Origin of the sequence: Natronoflexus pectinivorans (genome assembly GCF_004345615.1) — a bacterium.
In the GTDB taxonomy this organism is placed as follows: Bacteria; Bacteroidota; Bacteroidia; order Bacteroidales; family Marinilabiliaceae; genus Natronoflexus; species Natronoflexus pectinivorans.
Genome location: NZ_SLWK01000031.1, coordinates 1 through 2,073, shown reverse-complemented (window position 1 = coordinate 2,073; position 2,073 = coordinate 1). Strand labels below are relative to the sequence as shown.

The window sequence follows — 2,073 nt, the reverse complement described above, 5'->3', positions numbered from 1 at the left end:
GTAGGTGCAAATAACCATTGATCCGTGAATTTCCGAATGGGGCAACCCGGCCATTAGCAATAGTGGTCATCCTATTTATAGGAAGCAAACCCGCTGAACTGAAACATCTAAGTAGGCGGAGGAAAAGAAAACAAAAGTGATTCCCTTAGTAGCGGCGAGCGAACAGGGAACAGCCTAAACCAATATTGTTTCGGCAATATTGGGGTTGTAGGACCGACATAATTATTATTAATACGAAGTGGAAGCATTTGGAAAGTTGCATCACAGAGGGTGACAATCCCGTACACGCAAGTATGATAATAAGGTTGGTATCCTGAGTAGCGCGGAACACGAGAAATTCTGTGTGAATCAGCCGGGACCATCCGGTAAGGCTAAATACTCCTGAGAGACCGATAGTGAACCAGTACCGTGAGGGAAAGGTGAAAAGCACCCCGAACAGGGGAGTGAAATAGTACCTGAAACCGTGCGCCTACAAGCGGTCGGAGTCCTGAGCTAGTCGAAGGATGACGGCGTGCCTTTTGCATAATGAGCCTACGAGTTATTCCTTACCAGCGAGGTTAAGTGCGTTGTAAAGCACGGAGCCGAAGCGAAAGCGAGTCTTAACAGGGCGGTTAAGTTGGTAGGGATAGACGCGAAACCTTGTGATCTACCCATGGTCAGGTTGAAGCTGTGGTAACACACAGTGGAGGACCGAACCAGTAAACGTTGAAAAGTTTTTGGATGAACTGTGGGTAGGGGTGAAAGGCTAATCAAACTGGGAAATAGCTCGTACTCCCCGAAATGCATTTAGGTGCAGCCTTATAATAGTTTTGCAGAGGTAGAGCTACTGATAGGACGCGAGGGCTTCATCGCCTATCAACTCCTGACAAACTCCGAATGCTGCAAAATGTTTTATAGGAGTGAGGGCATGGGTGCTAAGGTCCATGTCCGAAAGGGAAAGAACCCGGACCATCAGCTAAGGTCCCCAAGTATATGCTAAGTTGAAGAAAACGCGGTATGGCTGCAGAGACAGCTAGGATGTTGGCTTGGAAGCAGCCATTCATTTAAAGAGTGCGTAACAGCTCACTAGTCGAGCGGCCGTGCATGGATAATAATCGGGCATAAGCATATCACCGAAGCTATGGATTTGTACTTAGGTACAAGTGGTAGGGGAGCATTCCAAACAGCGCAGAAGCAGTATCGTGAGGTATTGTGGAGTGTTTGGAAAAGCAAATGTAGGCATAAGTAACGATAAAACGGGTGAGAAACCCGTTCGCCGAAAGACCAAGGTTTCCTGATCAACGCTAATCGGATCAGGGTTAGTCGGGGCCTAACGCGAACCCGAAAGGGGTAGTGGATGGAAAGCAGGTTAATATTCCTGCACCTGTCATACAATAAAAGTGACGTGGGATCGAGGTGCCTGGGGGCTGACGGAATAGCCCGCTGAGCTTAGGCTACGGCCGAAGCGAAGGTAAGCAGATTCTACCGAGAAAAGCGAGTATGGCAGCTCGTACCGTAAACGGACACACGTAGTTGGGTTGAGTATACTAAGGCGCTCGAGTGATTCATGGCTAAGGAACTAGGCAAATTAACCCTGTAACTTCGGGAGAAAGGGTCCCTGCTCTTAAATGAGTAGGGCGCAGAGAAATGGCCCAGGCGACTGTTTATCAAAAACACATGGCTTTGCTAAATCGAAAGATGATGTATAAGGCCTGACACCTGCCCGGTGCTGGAAGGTTAAGAGGAGATGTTATCTTCGGAGAAGCATTGAATTGAAGCCCCAGTAAACGGCGGCCGTAACTATAACGGTCCTAAGGTAGCGAAATTCCTTGTCGGGTAAGTTCCGACCTGCACGAATGGTGTAACGATCTGGGCACTGTCTCAGCCATGAGCTCGGTGAAATTGTAGTAGCGGTGAAGATGCCGCTTACCCGCAACGGGACGGAAAGACCCCGTGAACCTTTACTGCAACTTAGCATTGATTTTGGGTAAGTAATGTGTAGGATAGGACGGAGACTATGAATCGGGTCCGCCAGGATTCGTGGAGTCATCCTTGAAATACGTCCCTTTGCTTGCCTGGAGTCTAATTCCGCAA

Annotated in this window: 1 rRNA gene; it reads left to right on the top strand. The window is 48.5% G+C overall.

What is annotated here, in order from left to right:
• Positions 1-2,073 (top strand): 23S ribosomal RNA (locus EV194_RS16720); the annotation flags it as partial.